This is a genomic window from Mycoplasma buteonis (genome assembly GCF_000733865.1).
GTDB classification, from domain to species: Bacteria; Bacillota_I; Bacilli_A; order Mycoplasmatales; family Metamycoplasmataceae; genus Mycoplasmopsis; species Mycoplasmopsis buteonis.
On the sequence record NZ_JPOK01000006.1, the window covers coordinates 34,985 to 53,586 of the forward strand.

The 18,602-nt window shown below is 26.8% G+C and carries 14 protein-coding genes; 7 read left to right on the forward strand and 7 right to left on the reverse strand.

The genetic code is table 4. The features are described 5' to 3' along the window. Positions 1–77 precede the first annotated feature (77 nt). The 6 genes from rnr (at position 78) to EI91_RS01870 (ending at position 8,438) form a co-directional block, all read left to right on the forward strand. Entirely contained in the window at positions 78–2,339 is a 2,262-nt protein-coding gene (gene rnr, locus EI91_RS01845) for a ribonuclease R (RefSeq protein ID WP_245597288.1), read from the forward strand. Beyond that, positions 2,311–3,099 (forward strand): tRNA1(Val) (adenine(37)-N6)-methyltransferase, encoded by a 789-nt coding sequence (locus EI91_RS01850; RefSeq protein WP_036452444.1) that lies wholly within the window; start codon positions 2,311–2,313, stop codon positions 3,097–3,099. The genes rnr and EI91_RS01850 overlap by 29 nt, the downstream gene beginning before the upstream one ends. A gap of 14 nt (positions 3,100–3,113) precedes the next feature. Then, complete coding sequence (gene metG, locus EI91_RS01855; protein ID WP_036452447.1) at positions 3,114–4,661, forward strand: methionine--tRNA ligase; 1,548 nt, start codon at positions 3,114–3,116, stop codon at positions 4,659–4,661. 15 nt (positions 4,662–4,676) lie between these two features. Next, a complete protein-coding gene (locus EI91_RS01860; protein ID WP_036452449.1) occupies positions 4,677–4,961 on the forward strand; it encodes a putative quinol monooxygenase in 285 nt (94 codons plus the stop codon). A 165-nt stretch (positions 4,962–5,126) separates the two neighbouring features. Continuing rightward, positions 5,127–7,469 carry a P68 family surface lipoprotein gene (locus EI91_RS01865; RefSeq protein WP_036452451.1) on the forward strand — a complete coding sequence of 781 codons (2,343 nt, stop codon included), beginning with the start codon at positions 5,127–5,129 and terminating at the stop codon, positions 7,467–7,469. Between the two features lie 93 nt (positions 7,470–7,562). After that, on the forward strand, positions 7,563–8,438 hold the full coding sequence (locus EI91_RS01870; RefSeq protein WP_036452452.1) for a variable surface lipoprotein: 876 nt from the start codon (positions 7,563–7,565) through the stop codon (positions 8,436–8,438). A gap of 47 nt (positions 8,439–8,485) precedes the next feature. Here the strand turns inward: EI91_RS01870 and EI91_RS03520 are convergent, their stop codons facing one another. The 5 genes from EI91_RS03520 to EI91_RS01895 form a co-directional block, all read right to left on the reverse strand. Beyond that, complete coding sequence (locus EI91_RS03520; protein WP_051789165.1) at positions 8,486–10,057, reverse strand: ATP-binding cassette domain-containing protein; 1,572 nt, start codon at positions 10,055–10,057, stop codon at positions 8,486–8,488. Further along, positions 10,038–11,657 (reverse strand): ATP-binding cassette domain-containing protein, encoded by a 1,620-nt coding sequence (locus tag EI91_RS01880; RefSeq protein WP_036452455.1) that lies wholly within the window; start codon positions 11,655–11,657, stop codon positions 10,038–10,040. The genes EI91_RS03520 and EI91_RS01880 overlap by 20 nt, the downstream gene beginning before the upstream one ends. Positions 11,658–11,662: 5 nt before the next feature. Beyond that, on the reverse strand, positions 11,663–12,889 hold the full coding sequence (locus EI91_RS01885; RefSeq protein WP_036452457.1) for a hypothetical protein: 1,227 nt from the start codon (positions 12,887–12,889) through the stop codon (positions 11,663–11,665). 340 nt (positions 12,890–13,229) lie between these two features. Continuing rightward, positions 13,230–14,690, reverse strand: a complete 1,461-nt coding sequence (gene lysS, locus EI91_RS01890) for a lysine--tRNA ligase (RefSeq protein ID WP_036452459.1) — start codon at positions 14,688–14,690, stop codon at positions 13,230–13,232. An 8-nt stretch (positions 14,691–14,698) separates the two neighbouring features. Then, a complete protein-coding gene (locus EI91_RS01895) occupies positions 14,699–15,217 on the reverse strand; it encodes a hypothetical protein (RefSeq protein ID WP_036452460.1) in 519 nt (172 codons plus the stop codon). A gap of 177 nt (positions 15,218–15,394) precedes the next feature. Here EI91_RS01895 and EI91_RS01900 point away from each other — a divergent pair, with 177 nt between their 5' ends. Then, complete coding sequence (locus EI91_RS01900; protein ID WP_036452463.1) at positions 15,395–15,973, forward strand: hypothetical protein; 579 nt, start codon at positions 15,395–15,397, stop codon at positions 15,971–15,973. A gap of 45 nt (positions 15,974–16,018) precedes the next feature. On the opposite strand, the gene EI91_RS03525 is transcribed toward EI91_RS01900, so the two are convergent. Next, positions 16,019–17,107, reverse strand: a complete 1,089-nt coding sequence (locus tag EI91_RS03525) for a hypothetical protein (protein WP_051789166.1) — start codon at positions 17,105–17,107, stop codon at positions 16,019–16,021. Between the two features lie 130 nt (positions 17,108–17,237). Continuing rightward, positions 17,238–18,599, reverse strand: coding sequence for a phosphopyruvate hydratase (gene eno / locus EI91_RS01910; protein WP_036452465.1), 1,362 nt, complete (start codon positions 18,597–18,599; stop codon positions 17,238–17,240). Between the last annotated feature and the right edge of the window lie 3 nt (positions 18,600–18,602).

Below are 18,602 nucleotides of genomic sequence, written 5' to 3' on the forward strand. Positions count from 1 at the left end.
TATTAAATGGATAGGCAATAACCAAATAAAGCTATAAATATGCTATGATTATTTTTATATTCATATTATTAAATAATATGAAAAACAAAAAATTGTGAGGAATTAAGATGGATAAGGAAAAAATATATCAATATATTCAGCAGGCTGTTTCAAGATCATTTTTAGAAATTGCTAAACATTTTCGTATTTCAATGCGAAACAATAAAGATTTAACTAACATTTTGTCAGTACTTCTAAAAGAATACAAAATTTTTAAAAACAACAAAGATGAATATTATGCACCAATTTTAAAAGAAACAATAGTTGGAACTCTTAGTGTTTCAACTAAAGGATCATTTGGATTTGTTGACTACGACATTGATGAAGTTAATAACACTAAAAAAAGCGTTTTTATTAAAAGCTTTAACTTCAATAGTGCCATTCATAATGATGTTGTTCAAGTTAATGTTTACGTTAATCCAAAAGATAAACAAAGTGATTTAACACATGGTGTAGTTACAAAAATTATCGAGCGTGGAAACCAAGAAATTATTGGTTTTATTAAGCAAAAAAACTCAACTACATATTTTGTACCAGTAGAAGAGCGTTTTAAAACAATTCAATATAAAATAGTCTCTTCAGTTGTTGCTACAAAACTAAATGATTTAGTTGTTGCTAAAGTTGTGAAATACGAAGAAAAAAGTGTACTTATTCAAATTGAAAAAGTTATTACTAACGAAGCTGATCCAATGGTGTTTGTTAAGTCTTACTTAGAGCAAATTAAAGCTCCAAGTAAGTTTCCAGAAACACTTGAGGAAGAAATAAATTTAATTCCAAACACAATTGCTAATGAAGACTTATCTAAACGCATTGATTTAAGAGATAAAATGATTGTTACCATTGATGGTGATGATACTAAAGATTTTGACGATGCAATCACTGTTAAAAAATTAGATAATGGAAATTACTTTTTAGGTGTTTATATTGCCGACGTTTCTTACTACGTTCGCGAGGAAACCAAAATAAATGAAGAAGCTTTAGCACGTGGAACCAGTATTTATTTAGTTGACCGCGTTATCCCTATGTTACCTGTTGAACTGTCAAACGGAATTTGTTCATTAAATCCAAACGAAGATCGCTTTGTGCTTGCTTGTGAAACAGAAATAGATAAATACGGAAATACTGTTAAAACTAATATTTTTCAAGGAATTATTGAATCAAAATTCCGTTTAACCTATAAACAAGTAGATAAATATTTCGAAACAGGATTAATTAATGAAGAACATCAAAATAAACCTGCTGTTGAAGAGCTTAAAAATATGCTTAACCAAGCTCGTGAACTCAGTTTAATCTTGCACGAATATAAAATGCAACAAGGTTACATTGATTTTGAAATTGATGAACCAAAAATTAAATTAAATGAAGATGGTTCAGTAAAAGAAATCATCATTAATAAGCGTGGATTTAGCGAAGTTTTAATTGAAGATTTTATGGTTCGTGCTAACGAAACTGTGGCTAAGTTTTTATTTGATAATAAACTTCCTGTTTTATATCGTGTTCATGAAAAACCTGATGCAGATAAGTTAGAAGGATTAAAAAATGCTTTATCAGTTATTGGAATTTCAATGGACGGAATTACAGCCAATAATATTAATCCTCAAAATTTTGCAGCTTTAGTCAATAAAGTTAAAGAAACAAGAAATGACGATTTTGTTAAATTGCTTTTCTTAAGAACTATGCAAAAAGCTGTTTATTCACCTGATAACGTACATCACTTTGGACTAGCAAGTGAATATTACTGTCATTTTACCAGCCCAATTCGTAGATATCCTGACTTAGTAATTCACCGTATTATTAGAAACGCATTAATTAACAAAGAAATGGATAAAGTGTCATTAATGCGTGAACAATTACCAATTTTTGGTGATTTAAACACAAAAAGTGAACAAAAAGCAGTTCAAATCGAACGAAATGTTAATGATTTAAAATTTGCAGAATTTTTAAAATTCCAAGTTAGTAAACAATTCAGAGCTCAAATTTTAAGTATTATGCAATTTGGTTTCTTTGTTGAATTTGATTTTAAAGCTAGTGGATTAGTACACCGTAGCAATCTTTTTGACGGAGAATACGAAGCTAACGAAACTCTTACTAAATTAATTTCTGAAAAACGTACTTTTACATTAGGTGATTACGTAGATGTAATTGTTACTGGTGTAGATTTAGTAGAAGGAAAAGTGGATTGCGTATTAGCTGATTTATATCCAACTTTCTTAGAAAATCAGAAAAAAGCTAGAGAAAATAAAGTCCATAAAACTAACACAAAAAATAAACATGAAACCAAAACTCACAAACGAAAATAGAATTTTAGTAAAAAATTCTCTAGGTTTTGATGCTGATTTATATGTTTATCAAGATAAAGAAATGTTTAATTATTCGGTAGACACCATTTTATTAGGTAATTTTATTTACTTAAACTCTAAAATGTTACGCGGTTTAGAAATAGGTACAAATAATGGAGCTTTAAGTATTTTTGTAGCTTCACGTAATAAGCAACTGAAAATAGATGCGGTTGAAATTCAAGCTGAAGCTAGTGAATTAGCTCAGTATAATGTAAAATTAAACAATTTAGAAGAACAAATTAAGGTAATCACTAGTGATTTTAATGACTATTGAAAAGCATTTAATAAACAAAATAACAAAAAATATCAATTCATTTTTTGTAATCCACCTTTTTATCCTTTTGATAAAACAAAACATAAAAAGAACATTTCACAATCAAAGTTAATTGCTACTCATGAAGTTCACTTAAATTTAGAGCAATTAATTTTAGGAGCTTCAAAAATTATTGAGCAAAAAGGATTCTTTACAATGGTGCTTCCAGTTGAACGAATGGTTGACGCTTTTGTTCTTTTACGTCAATATAATTTTGAACCCAAAAGAATTCAACAAATTTTACCCAGAGTTAATGACAAACCTAAATTTGTTTTAATTGAAGCTCGCTATCAAGCTGGCTGAGGTGTACATTTTTTACCTAACTTATATTTACATGATTCAGAAAATTACTTAGATCATGATTATTTACCTGAAATAAAAAAACTTTATAAACCTATAAAAGTTTAATAATAGGAGTAAACATGCAAAAACGTTTTTATATTACTACACCAATTTATTATGCAAGTGGTAATTTGCATATTGGTCATTTATACACAACAACTTTAGCTTGAGTGATTGCTAATTATAAAAAAATATCAGGTTACGAAGTTTTAATGCTTACTGGTAGTGACGAACACGGACAAAAGATTTTTAATAAAGCTAAAGAACTAGGGAAAACTCCAAATCAACTTGTTGATGAATTAGCTTTAAAATACAAGCAAATGTGGGTAGATTTTGGGATTGATTATGATATTTACTCACGTACCACAGATTCTAAGCACAAAGAAAGTGTTAAAAACATTTTTAGTAAATTTTTAAGCAAAAAAATTATTTATAAAGATAGTTATACAGGTCTTTACTCAGTTAGTGATGAAGAATTTCTGACAGAAACTCAAGCAGTTAAAAAAGGTGATAAATTTTATCATCCAACAAGTGATCATGAATTAATAACTGTGTCTGAAGAAAGCTATTTCTTTGACATGAAACAATTTAGTGATTGATTAATTAATTATTTAACTCAAAATACTCAATTTGTAGCACCTGAAAAAATTGTTAAAGAAATGTTAAACAATTTTTTAATAAAAGGATTAGATAACCTTTCTGTTACACGGACAAATGTTAGTTGAGGTATTTCAGTTAATGAAGATGAAAAACACACTTTATACGTTTGATTAGATGCTTTATGCAATTATATTACAGCTTTAGGTTATAATCCTGCACTTATTGAGCAGCCTCAAAAATTTAAAGATTTTTGAGAAAATGAAAATACTGAAATTGTGCACTTACTAGGTAAAGAAATTGCTCGTTTCCACATGATTTATTGACCAATTTTCTTAAAAGCATTAGATTTAAGAATGCCAAGTAAAATTCAAGCACACGGTTGATTAGTAACACCAACAGGAAAAATGTCAAAATCTAAAGGAAATGTGGTTGATCCATACGCTTTATTAGAAAAATTTCATCCTGAAATGATTAAATATTATCTAGCTTCACAAATAACTCTTGGTGAGGACGGTATTTTTGATTACGATCGTTTTATAGATGTTATTAACGCGGACTTAATTAATAATTTTGGTAACTTAGTTTCTAGAACATTAAAAATGAAGTCAAATTCTTTTGCTGAACCACTTAGACATGTTCCATCAACACTTGGAATTGATGTAGAAATTGAGGAAAAAATAAGAAAATCTGTTTCACAATTTACAGAACATTTTGATAAATTTGAAGTAGATAAAGCTATTAAAGTTGCAATAAACTTATCAAGTGAGCTAAACAAATATATTGATGAAACTAAACCATGAACTTTAAAAGAAGACTTAAACCGCTTAAATCAAGTGCTAAACATTTTATTAAACGGAATTTATGCTGTAGCATCTTATTTACAAGTTGTGCTTCCTAATAAAATTGATGAAGTAGCTAAAGCTCTAGGTGTCAAAAGTTTTTTCCTTGATTTAGTTTCAAACTTTAATAAATTTGATAACATTAATCAGGTAAATTCTTTCATGTTTTTTGAACGGATTAAAAAATAATTAAGGAGCAAACAAATGATTTTTGTTAAAGCAACAACATATGTAATTAATCCAGAAAAAATGAAACCATTTTTAGACTATATCTATGTGTTTTCAAAAAAGACTAGAATGTTAGAAATGAACTTATCATTTGAATATGGAATTCAAAATGATGATAAAGTAATATTAGTAGAACGTTGATCATCACAAGAGGAATACGGTAAGTTTACCGCAAATCCAGATTTTAAAAAAGAGTTAGAAACACTTAACAAAATGTCTAAGAAAGTTATCACACTTTACGAATTTCAAACTATTAAATAATGAAAATCGCAGTAAGCGATTTTTTTATTTTCTATACTTTTAAGCCTTAAAATAAGATATAAAAATTTTTAAAAAGAAAAATTAATAAAACTTTCTTAACAAATTATTTTTTAGTTATAATAAGTATCCACAACTTTTTTTAAAAAATAAAAATGAGGAGAAATAATGAAAATAACAAAATATTTGAATTTAACTTTAGCATCGGCTTTGCCTCTTGCTGCAATTAGCTGTGTTTCAGAAAAAAGTCAAGAAATAGTTGAAAATACACAAACAGATACATCTACAAATATAGAAAATAATTCAGAAACTTTATTTGGGACAACAATTGAAAATAGAAGAGATTCAGCTACAGTTGGAGCAAACCCAACTAAACAATCTTTTGCTGTATCCAAAAGAGATGAGATTGTTTTAGGAGCGAGCTTTGGAGCAACAGGTATTCAAGGTAAAGCTTTGACAGCTCTCGTAAATACATATAATGATTACGTAAACTTACATAAAGAAGCTAATCCTGAACTTAAAGCAGTGAAAATTAAAACACTAGGTTCTGGTTATCCAGCAGCTAGTAATGCACTAGAGCTAGCACTTAATTCGGGTAGTTCTGCTGCTGATACAATACCAAACTTAGTTTTAAACTACAATTCAGTTGCAGCTAAATTAGCAAATAAAAACATGCTACTATCTTTTAATGATCAAGAAGAAAAGTACGATTTAGATATCAGTAACTTTGCTGATGAATTTATCTACAGTAACTTCAACTTTGCTAATGTTTATAATCCTTCCACATATACTTTACCTATTTTTAAAAGCACTAATGTTTTATCAATAAATGGACCTGTTCTTTATTACTTAATAAAGAATTTAATTGATAACGGTGGACAATTGGCTAATAATAATGAAACACAAGAATTTTATAAAGAACTTCAAGAAAAAGGAAAACAAGATTGAGAGGGAGTTTCAAACAACTGAGGTTTACCTGTTGCTGAAATAAAAAACTTAATTAGTAATGAATTGCAAAAAAGTAAGTCATACGCTATTTTTGATGTTAACTATTTTAAAAATATTACTGATATATTAGAGTTTTCTTCTTTCATGCAAAAACTTTTTGTTAATTCTGTTAACAATAATAATCCTGCTAAAGCTGGTGTTCATATTTTTGGTGTTGATGATACTCCAGCAATCTTAGAACCAGCAATGGTTTCTCTTGCAAATGGAGATTTAAAAGAATTAAATAGTTATACTTATATTAGTAAAGGAGTTACTTCTGTTAGTTTTGATAATTTAAAACACGATAATCAAGCAACAAAAAATGCTAGAAAAATTTATAACTTAATCAGTAAAGCAGTACAAAGCGGTGGTCTAGTAATTCAACCTGGTGGTGCATATTCTTCTAATGCACAAAAACTTCATAAATTTGCTTTTTCTCTAAGTTCTACTGCTGGATATGCTTATACTTTTTTTAATAACGCAGACACAGGTTACACTTTTAATCATTCAAAACTTTCTGCTTTCGAATTTAAATATGAATTAAAAGATAATTGAAAAAATGTAATGACAATAAATAAAAATGTTAAAAAAGAGAATCAATTACTTTTATTAGGAAAATACAACACTCCGATTTATGATGTTAATTTTGAAAAGTCAAAATTAGGTAAATATGATTACAAAGTTGCTTCTGATGCTGATGCTACTCTTCTTAAAAGCAAAATAGCAAACATAAATGACAATACATTAAGTTTAGTGATTAAGCTGACAGATCAAATGACTCCTGCTGATGAAATTATTAATAAATTTAAAGAAAATAATTTTTACGCCGGAACATTAGTGCAAAAAGATAATCAAAACCAGTCTTTAATTTTTATAATTCCAGACGGTAAACCTAATGAATTAGAAAATAATCAAATGACTAAACCATTTGAAGATTTTATTAAATCTCTTGGATACATTATTTCCTTATTAACTACTGAACAACAATTAAATGAAAAGGAAATGATAACTTTAAAAGCACCAATGTTTTGAAATGAAAATAGTCGTGTTGGTTCAGTATTCTCACAAGGACCTTCGCTAATAGGAATTAAATCAAACCGAGAGTCAGATATTGCTACAAAATTATTTGCGAAATGACTTTTAAGCAATGAAAAATATGATTTTATATTAGACAGCAAAAAACCAAACGAAAAAGTAACTTTAACTCCTATCGAATTTATTCAAAAATATTTTAGCTACATTACTCCTATAAAAGGATTTAACACTCAATCAAAAGAAGAAATAAATCAACTATACGGTAATAACGAATTTTTAAAAGTAGCCTTTGATAGCTTTAAGCTAGCTCAAGATGATGATAATATAATTGTTTTCGAAGAACCCTCATCAGAATTATCAGATAACTACAGAGAGGCTTTACGTAGCTCTTTTGATTCATTAGCTAAATCTGTTACTTCTGCAGCTCGTAAAAATCCACAAACATTTGATAAATTTATTGAAGGGTTATTTAGTGGTTTTAATAATTAAAATGAACTTTTTAAGTTCATTTTTTAACTCAAAATTCATACACAATAAAATGCTTTTTAATTTATAATTTATGTTAAAGAATGAAAGGATAATATGAACAAAAAAATATTTTTATCACTTGGTACAATTAGTGGTCTTGCGACTTTACCTATTGCAGCAAGCTGTGGTCACACAGAAAACCAAAATAAAGAAAAAGAAAACACAGTTAAAGCATCACAAACAGAACAACCAGCTGCAACTGAAGGAGTTGAAAGCACAAACACTCAATACGCTAGCTCAAAAGAATTTCTTAAAGATTTATACCTAAAAACTTATGAATTACTAAAATCTAATGACACAGAATTTCAAATAAAAGCTACAGTTCATGCTACATCAAAAACTCTTGTTTCTAAAGAACAGTTAAATACAATTGCTAATATAAACGTAGAAGAAACAGCACCTAAAATGCAAAAGCTTGTTGACACTTTTACCAATTTACCAGCTAATTTGATTATGTTATTTTTCTGAACTGGTGCTCAGTCACAAAGCTCTCCGATGTTTAATTCTGTATTCAATGGACTAAATTCAAATATTGAAAATGATTCTGTAAAAATTAATTTAGATTGAGGAACTTTTAATATCAATGATTACGAAAGCGTTTTAACAAAGACAAAATCAAAAATTGCTGAAATTCAACAAAAAATGGGTGAAGATAACGATTCAGCAGTTTTAACTATAAACAGAAAATTAGCTTTTACTTTAACCGTTTCTAAAAACTTAAATACAAGTGATTTTGGAAGTGATTTTCTTACAGAAAATAATGATTTATCATTTGCTGTATTAAAAACCATTCTTTTACAACTTAAACTATCAATCCAAGCTGTACCTGAAGAAAATTTAATGAACAAACTAAATGACGAACAAATTGATGCTGCTATTAACTTTTTTGATAAAATTTTTAGTGCAACTAGTTCAATTTTAGAAATTTAATATAAAAAAGATTCAAGATTTCACTTGAATCTTTTTTTATAAATCTTTTAATTCTTGTTTAAGTCAATTACTTTGTTAAATTGAGTAATATGATTTTGATTGAAATGGTGTGATACAAATAAAAGTGTTTTATCTGTATTTATTAAGGTGTTAAAAATATTATTTCTATTAGCTTCGTCTAGATTGCTTAATGCTTCATCTAAAATATAAAAATCTTTATCTTGATAAAAAGCATTAGCTAACACCAACCTTTGGTATTGACCTGTTGAATATTCACTAAGATTCTTTTTAGAATCAAAGTCAATATTAAACATTGTTTTTAATTTTCTAATTTTATCGTTTTCTTCATGAATTTCATAATTAGAAATAATGCTATTAATATTATCACTTTCTAATAATTTAGTTTCTAAGTCGACAAATCCAATATTTTTTGATAAATCCAATTCATTTGAATATGGTAATTCATTAAATTTAATTTCGCCACTGGTTAGGTTTTCTAAATTTAAAAGCAATTTAATGAAAGTACTTTTACCTGCACCCGATTTACCTTGTAAGTAAATTTTTTCACCTTTTAAAATCTCAAAGTTAAAATTCTCAAAAACTTTTTTCTCTTCATACCCAAAACTTGCTAAGTTAAGTTTTAAGCTGGTAAAATCTGTTTTAACTAAAACATTTTTATAAATTAAATTTCCAAAAAAGTTAGTAATTTTTAAACCAAATTGTTTAAGTTGCATAAAACCATCACTAACACGACTTAATGATAAAAGATAGTTTACAAAAGTTTCATAATGTAAAAAAGTTAGTATAACAACACTTAAATTAACATAATTGTAATTAAATAAGATAACACTAATTGTAAAAGTTAATATTTGAAAAAATCAATAATTAAATTTATTTAAGGAACTGTATGTTGTTTGTCAATTATTTAATCTTAGCTCTGTTTTATAAAAACCTCAAAGTTTTTTTGATAAAAATGAAACTAAAAGTTCTTTTTTATTTGCTAAAATAAACTGTTTTGCGTTAGTAAGAACATTGTTTGTTTTGTTATATAAAACATTGTAGTTTTCATTGATTTTTGGTGCTATTTTTGTGCTTTTAATACTAATTAAAGTATTAATTACTACTTGAATAATTCCGACTACTCAGAAAACCACTAAAATTTGTCAAGCAATAAAGCTATATAAAATTGATAATCCTAGTAAAAGAAAAATAACTTCTGTTCCAAAATTTCAAACTAGCAATGTTTGAGCAACCATGTTCCCATCGTTTTCTAATAAATTCATAAGTTCTTCATTAGAATGTTTTCTAAGACTTTTAGGATGAACTTTATTTAACTCATTAAATAAATCTTTCCTAATTTCTAGGTGCATACCATAAATTGTTCAAAGAAATAGCCCTTGTTTTAATGACTCTAAAATAACAGTAAGAAAACCGAAAGCTACATAAATTCCAATAACAACAAAAACGCCTGATAAATTATCTAATTGAATTTTATTTAAAACAAAATAAGAAATTCACATTGTTGAAACAACTAAAGCAGAAACTAAAATCTGCACAATTAAATTAGGAACTCATACTTTATATGCATTTCAATAGTATTTATTTCATTTCATTTTCATATAATTTTCCTTCCTCAATTTTTCAGTGCTTGTTAAATAATTTAGCTTCTTCTTCCTTAGTGGTATGCGAAACTACGATAATTGTTTTTTCTGTTTCTTTAAAAACTTCCAACACTTTTTTAGCTACCTTTGTATCTAAATTGCTGAGTGTTTCATCGAAAATTAAAATTGGTTTATCTGTTAATAAAGCTTTAATAATCATTAATCTTTGGCCTTCACCCTGTGAAAATTCTTTAACACTACTTTCTAAATCATTTGTTAAATTAATGTGACTAAGATCTAGCTTATTTAATAAATTCTTTGCTAATTCTTCTTTATTATTATCAAGCATTGTCAAGTTATTAAGAATATTTTCTTGCAAGAAAATATTTTCATTACCCATAACAAAAAGCTTTTGAGCAAATTCCTCAATAGTTCCTGTTTTTTTGTCTAATAAAATATTTTCTGCACTATATTTAAGCTTTAAATTTGTTAAAAATTTTAATAAAGTACTCTTACCAGAACCTGAAGCACCTGTAATTAATATTTTGTCGCCTTTATTAATTTGTAAATTTAAATTTTCAAAGACAGTTAAATCATCATATCCTAGATTTAAATTACTTACATTTAAGCTTTCAAAATAATTAGAATCTTTTATAGCTTTTTGATAATTACCTAAATTTTCTAATTTAAGCTCATTTTGAGTATTTTTAATAATTTGTTTTGTCGAAATCATTGAAACTAATGTTCTCATCACTAATCCAGTTTGATCTTTAATTGAATTTGCTTTAATTAAAATTAAAGCTAATACAGAATAACTAATTCATGTTGGTTGTAAAATCATTACCACAATAGATAGACTAACTGTTAAAACATAATATAAAACCGTAATAGAGCTAGTGAAAAACATATAGCTAGAATATTTTTTACCCATTAATTTAATTTTTGGAGCATAATTTGTTTTAAAATCATTAGCAAATAAATTTATTAATGTTTGATTATTTCCACTATAAGATTGACTTAAAAGTTTTTCTAAATACATTAAATCTTTTGATTGTGGAATTTCAAATAAAACATTCATTATTTCACCAATTTCTTGGCTTTTTTTATTAAATAGCATTGGTATTAATACAGCTCCTAGCAGGAGAGGTAAAATATAAGATATTGTAATCGGCGCTAAAACTGTTATTGTTATTAAAATAGATAAAGTTGTAAGTAACGCGGTTAAAACATTAAAAAAGTTCATTAAATATTCTTCTAAATATTGCTCTAAAGCTTTTGTTAGCAAATAAAACTCTTGTTTTTGTGAGTTTTCTTCCCTGATTGAAAGCTTTAAGTTTAAAATTTTAAGCAAATATTTACTTCTTAAATGTTTTTCTATTTGGACTTTCAGTTTATTTTTAATAATTCCGTTAATTCAGTAAAAAAGGACAATCCCTAATCCTACTAAGGCAAAAAATCCTAAGTAAAAATAAATCTGATTAATTTGAATCTGTTTTGCTGTTAAAAAATCAACTAATCTTGCCAAAAATAACGTTTCAACAATAGTTAAACAAGTTACGAATAATGACAGAAAAATAACTACAAGTGTTAATCCTTTTTCTTTTTTAAATATTGTCATTTTACCTACTTTATTTTTATATTTTTGAGTGTTTTATAAATGAAAAATTTATCTTTTTTACTTAAACTTTTATTTATCGCTAAATATGCTAAAGATAAACTATTAATCTGTTTTTGAATTAAATTATCAAAATCTTTAATCTTAAAAACTTGTTTTACTAATTTTTGGGTTCAAATAATTCCTAAAAGTCCATATTGAAAACTTAAATCTAAAGTGTAAATATCAGTTAGTTTTTTTGTTAATTCTAAAATTCGTGTATCAAAATATTTTGATTTAAATTTTATTTTGAATAAAAGCATGATAAAAATAATTCCTGCTAAACCACTATTAAAACTATAATCAAAATCATCAATTGATCAAACTTTAAATTTTTGACTTAGAACATTTTCAATATCTTTTTCCAGATTTTCTTTATTTATATCTTTATTAGAACTAAATATATTTTCTAAAATTAAATTGAATTCTTTATTTTTGAAAAAAGTAGATTCATCTCAAGTACCAGAAACAGTAATTTTAGAATTAAAAACATTAATTTGAGTGGTGTTTTCTTTTTCTTCTTCTCTTTTATAAATCATATTTTTAGAAGCTCTTTTAATTAAAAAATAAAATATTCTATGATGAGAAACTCAAAATACATTCGGACTTGCATAACTTACAGAAAATCGAAATTTATTATTTTGTTTTAGAAGCTCTTCATAAATTGTTTCTATTTTTTCTCTAAAGCGTCAGTCATTATTGTTTATATCTTGCGATTTACAGTTTTTTAAATCTTTTTGATAATTTAAAAAATTATCTTTTGAGTCAAAAATTAAACTCTCAATAATATCTAAATAAACAGCATTTCATTTTCTTTCTGCAAAAATATATCTTGTTCAAAGTATTAAGTTATCTAAATTATCTGCTTTATTTAATTTAGATTTTCCTACAAATAAACTAAGTAGAATTAATCCTAACTGTACATTAAAAGAATTTTTTGAATTAGCTCAAAATTTATTTCATTTTTCAATTAATAAAAAATCGTTTCAATTTTCTTTAAATTGTTTTTCATCCAAAATATACAAATCAATTGCATTCTCAAAAGCTTTAGTTGCATAAGAATAATCTATTTTAAAATTATTGTTATCTAAATTTTTTAAATCATTTAAGTAATCACTTTTAGTTTCTAACCACTTACCGTCATTAGAAATGATTTTGGTTAAAATTTTTTTATATTCCTTGTATGTTTGTTCCATAATATAAATTTTATTCTTTCAATTTTATTTTTTGTTATCTAACTTTGTTGTGTTTTTAAATTAATTGTTATGAAATTAAACTAAAAAAATAATAGGTAATCACTTACCTATTATTGAAAAATTTAATTATATTAATAAATTATTTCTAAAATAGCAAGCGAAAAAATTCCATATCAAAAATATGAAAAAACTTATTATTCATCTTATTACGCATTGCATTTTCTAATCTCATAACACTAATATTGTACTTCAAAAAAATTTTTTCAAAAATTAATAAAATTTTTTTCAAATTTTTTAGAAAAAATAAAAAAGCAATAATTATAATTGCTTTTTTAACTTATTATCTTCTTTTCATTGTTGGGAATAATAAAACATCACGAATTGAATCTTTTTCAGTTAACAACATTGTAAGACGGTCGATTCCGATTCCACAACCACCCGCTGGTGGCATTCCATATTCAAGAGCTTCAACAAAATCTCAATCAATATCACTAGCTTCATCATTACCATTATTTTTTTCTTCAAGTTGAGATTCAAATCTTTCAAGTTGATCGATCGGATCACTAAGCTCTGTATACATATTTGCATACTCTTTTGTATTAATAAATAACTCTGCTCTTTCGACAAATCTTGGATCATCACCTTTAGCTGTTAAAGGAGAAATTTCTAAAGGATGTCCATATACAAAGGTTGGTTGAATTAAATTTTTTTCAATTAACTCTTCAAATAATTCATTAATAATGTGACCTAATTGATGGAATTTTTGAACTTTAATTCCGTATTTTTGAGCTACAGCTACAGCTTCTTCAAAAGTTGCTTCTCTAAAGTTTATTCCAGTAGCACTAGAAACCGCTTCAACCATATCAATACGACTAAATGGTTTTGTTAAATCAATTTCAACACCTTTATTAATAACTTTTTCTTTCCCAAGTTGGTTTGCAATACCTTTAATTAATTCTTCAGTACGATTCATCATACCTTCTAAATCAGTATATGCTTCATAAAACTCAATAGAAGTAAATTCAGGGTTATGAGTTGTATCGATACCTTCATTTCTAAAAATTCTACCAATTTCATATACACGATCTATTCCACCTACAAGTAATTTTTTAAGAGGAATTTCTGTTGCAATTCTAAGTACAAATTCTTGATCAAGAGCATTGTGGTGTGTTTTAAATGGACGCGCACTTGCACCTGAAAGATAATCATGTAAAAATGGAGTTTCAACTTCCATGTATTCCAAGTTATCAAAATATCTACGAATTGCACTAATAATTTTAGTTCTAGTTCAGAAAGTTTTTCTTGATTCTTCATTAGTAATTAAATCAACGTATCTTCTTCTATATCTTTCTTCAACATCTGTTAATCCGTGGAATTTATCTGGTAATGGTTTAAGGGCTTTAGTAAGTAACTTAATATTTTTAGCTTTAACCGTTACTGCTCCAGTATTGGTTTTCATCACAATACCTTCAACATAAATAATGTCACCTAAATCAAAAGTATCAACTAACTTTGTTAAGTTTTCATCCATTTTTTTGTTAAAGTAAACTTGAATTTTTCCGTGGTAATCTTGCAATAAAATAAAAGGTCCACGCATTGTCATAATTCTACCTGAAATAGCTGTTTCAATGTGCTTGTTTTCAAGTTCTTCTTTACTTATAGCTTCATATTTTTGAGCTAACTCATCAGAATATTCCATTTTTTGTAAATTTTTAGCCTTAGCAAAAGCTTCAATTTTATTTTCTTTATAGACATCTAATTTTTTACGTCTAATTTCTTCTTGTTCTGTTAATTTTTGCATTTTAACTCCTATTGTTTTGAATTGGTAAATCTGGTATTTAGATCAATTACAGTTTTAATAATTTTTCTTAGAATTTGTCTTTGTGCTTCTAATTCACTATTAAATTCAAGTTGATTTAAATCTTCACTATATGTTCGATCATTTAGATTTTTATAATGATTTAATCTCTCAGAATCAATTTGATTTGAATCTGAAATAATAATTGAATTATAACCAAAAAAGTTCATTAAAAACTGTCTAGGCAAATTTAAAACCTTATTTTCAGCAACATAATTATCGCTAGTAATATTAATAGTTAATTTGAAAGTTTCACTAAAATTAGTTATTGAATTTAATACAAAATTACGCATCCAATAAATTGTTTTTAAAGATTTTTTAGTATCCTCTTTATCCTGCTTAGTAATATTTGCATCATCATTATAATTAATTTTAATTTCACCATTATTTGTAGCTATATTACACGATATCGCAACACTTGGCAAAATTAATGTTGGCACTGTAAAAGTTGTTAATCATAATTTTTTCATAAAATCCTTAACGTTTTTAATGTTTTATAATATAGAATATAAAATAATTATATAAAATAAATCAATTTACTTTATAACTAAACAAATATATTAAAAAGTTAATTAAAACGATTTTTAAACATTTAACCGTAAAAAATAGGTTTAATATTTTACTTGCAAATTTAATATAATTTTGACATGAAACAAGGATTAAAAAAATTTAGTGGAAAAACACAGGGTGGAAGAACGAAAGAAGGACAAAAAATTGGTGAAAACTTCATTAAGGAAGTTTTAGAAGTACTTCAAATTGAAGATTTAAAATTATCTTTATTCAAAAAAAGATTTATTTACGAAAATGGAATAGATTATAAGACTTCTCAGTATCCTGATTTTATTATCGCTAATTCCAAAACAGGTTCTAAGCTTTACAAAAATGTTAAATATTTCTTTTTAGAAAGTAAATTTAAACAAATTTCAGGAAGTGATTGAGAAAAGCTTGAATGTAATTTTGGTTATCACGATTTTTTCTATAACGATTTACTTAACCTTCAAGTCAAAACTATTGTTATTTTGACTGGTTATTGAAAAGAGTTAGAAAAGAAATACCCTTTATTTATGTATTATTTTAAACAGAAATACGGAAAAGAATGTATTTTTGATTTCGGTTCTAACGTAAAAGAAATTTTTAGATTCGCAAAATTTTTAAATGTAGAATGTACAGAAGAAATTCAAAGTCAGTTAATCAAAATTTATAATAAATATCAAAACCTAGAATAAAAAAACGAATAACCTTTATTTCTCAAGTTATTCGTTTTTTATTTTTTATAAAGCTTCTACATCAGAAAGAATACAAGAAGCTTTTGTCTTAGTTTTTCGTGTTACTTCTGCATTTTCAAAAGCATCTAGAATCTCTTTAAAAACACCGGATGGAATATGCGAGGTTTCATTTGCCTCACCTATTTGTTTAGTATCAAAATCTGATTTTGTTTTTAATACATATTTACCACGAACCAACTTGCCCAAAGTCATTGTTGTTTTCTTAAGGGAAGAATGTCCTTTATCACCTATTTTATAACCTTTATCAACGTATCATCTGCGGTAATATTTTCCATTAATAATTTTTACATGTCGAGTATCGTTTGTACCACCTATTTTAGCTTTTTCTTTCACTTGAGCTATTCAATTATTGTAGTATTCCTTGGTAACTTCTTCTCATTGTGTTTCATATGTAGCTGGTCTGCGTTCCTTTTTAAGTTGAATTTCTAAATTAGAATAAAAACCACCAGATTTATTTTGTGCAAATCCGTAAGAACCATAACAAGCAACATTTAAATGTCCTTTTAAACCTAAATTTACATCTAAATATTGGAAAAGCATTGAGCTATCTGGATTTTCGATATATCAAAATTGAGGTTTAAAATGACGAATCAGTTTAACAGAATTATCAGCACATTTTTGTCCCAAACGCTTAATAAACAGTTGCTTATCTGCTTTTAAGTTTTTAGTAAATCCGCTTTTTAAACGTTCAAATTCTTCCACACTTCTCTCAATTAAGGGTGAAGTTTTATCACCTCTAATTGATTGTTTTCAAAAGCAAGTTCCACCACCAGTCATTGATAAAACTTTGCTAAAAGACTGACATAAAGTTGAACTCACAATAATATCCGGTAACTCTATTTCATTTAAAGTTATAAGTTTGCTAAAATCAGTAACAATATGACTGGAACTAAGATCTATATTTATATATTTTTGAAAATCACAATCTAATTGTCCTCTGAAACTTTCTTTATGCGTTTCAACTACATCGAAAGTATAAACTTGATATTTTTCTTCTAAACCATATTCTATGATTGCTCTAGACAAAGAGTTGCAACCACCACCAAATAAATCTCAAATTATTTTTTTGCGCATTGAACTCCTTTCTAAAAGAATGAATAAATTATAAAAGTTTATATACAACTTTTAAATTTTATCTTTATTATTTTTAACTTTTTAAATCAATATAAAAAAAGGCAAAAGCCTTTTTTATATTTCGTTTGTATTATTTAACAATATTGTAGAATGATTTAATACCTTTGAATTCTGCAGCATCTTCAAGTTCTTCTTCAATAGCTAAAAGACGGTTGTATTTTGCAATACGGTCTGTTCTTGACATTGAACCTGTTTTAATTTGTCCTGCGTTCATAGCAACAGCAATATCAGCGATTGTTGTATCTTCTGTTTCTCCTGAACGGTGTGAAACAACTGCTGTCATGTTTGCTTTTTGAGCCATTTGAATAGCATCAAATGTTTCTGTTAATGAACCAATTTGGTTAACTTTAATTAAAATTGAGTTCATTGCTTTTTCTTCAATAGCACGTTTAAGAATTGCTGTATTTGTAACTGTAAGGTCATCACCAACGATTTGTAATTGATCTCCCATTTCAGCTGTAAATCTTTCAAATCCAGCTCAGTCACCTTCAGCAAATCCATCTTCGATTGAAATAATTGGGTATTTAGCAACAAGGTTTTTAAGGTATTCACCCATTTCTTCAGATGTAAATGTTAATTTAACATCTGTTAAGTTTTCAAAACCAGGTCTTTTTTCATCGATAGCAGCTTTTAATTTACCAAATGTATATACACCATTTTCGTAAAGTTCACTTGAAGCACAGTCCATAGCGATAGCAACAGCTTTTTCACCTGATTTAGCAGGTACATAACCAGCAGCTTTAATAGCTTCAACTAAGAAGTCAAGAGCTTCTTCGTGTGATTTGAAATCTGGAGCAAATCCACCTTCATCACCAACTTGAACTCCGTGTCCAGCTTTTTTAAGTAATTTAGCTAAGTTGTGGAATACAAAGTTTGCCATTTGTAAAGCTTCTCTAAATGTTTTTGCACCAACTGGCATAATCATGAATTCTTGGAAATCAACTGTGTTTGAAGCGTGTTCTCCACCGTTAATAACGTTTAACATAGGAACTGGTAATTGGTGTCCGTTAAATCCACCTAAGTATTTGTAAAGTGGTAATTGTAATTCATCAGCAGCAGCACGAGCAACAGCAAGTGAAACTCCTAAAATTGCGTTAGCACCAAATTTTTCTTTGTTTGGTGTTCCATCTAATTTAATCATTAATAAATCGATTTTACGTTGATCTGTAACTTCCATACCTTCAACATGTGGAGCGATATCGTTGTTAACGTGATCGACAGCTGTCATAACACCTTTACCACCAAATCAGTTGCTTTCGTATTTTGTTCCTTTATCTCTAAGTTCAAGAGCTTCACGTGAACCTGTAGAAGCACCTGATGGAACCATAGCTGATCCGTAAGCACCCATTTCTGTGTAAACTTCAACTTGTACAGTTGGATTACCACGTGAGTCTAAAACTTCACGTGCATGAATTTTTTTAATTGCAGACATTAT